The organism is Arthrobacter sp. MDT2-34-1 (assembly GCF_059091365.1).
The window spans coordinates 1-444 of sequence record NZ_JBNHGO010000152.1 but is presented as its reverse complement, the minus strand read 5'-3'; the positions used below and the strand labels follow the sequence as shown (position 1 = coordinate 444).

Below are 444 nucleotides of genomic sequence, written 5' to 3'. Positions count from 1 at the left end.
CGATGACGAAGATGATCCCGCGGTCCAGCACGGACAGGCGGGCGATCGAGAACCCCGGATCCATGCTGACCTCGTAGGAGCCGTAGGCATACTGGAGCACCGGATTGGTGCCGTCCCGCTTCAGGTCCGCGCGCCGGATGATCGAGAGCGGGATCCTGGTCCCGTCCGCAGCGACAGCCCAGTCGCGCTCCGCAACGTACCGGCCGGCGTCGTACCCGCCCAGCACAGGAGTCTCCTTCCGCAGGTGCAGTGCCGCCCGCTCCGCCGGTTCCCCGGCGGCCGCCGGGAAGTAATCGTAGACCCGCGGCGGAGTGACGAAGGAGGTGTAGGACAGGCGCAGCACCGGCGCCTCGAACTCGGCGGCGCTGACGTGGCAGGTATAGAGCTGTTCGTCGAAGGCGGGTTCGACGGCGGCCGCCCCGGCTGCGCGCGCTGCGTCGCCTT

1 pseudogene is annotated in these 444 nt (G+C 69.8%); it reads right to left on the bottom strand.

What is annotated here, in order from left to right:
• Positions 1 to 444: pseudogene (locus tag AC5RVV_RS18125) on the bottom strand (oligopeptidase B); the annotation flags it as partial.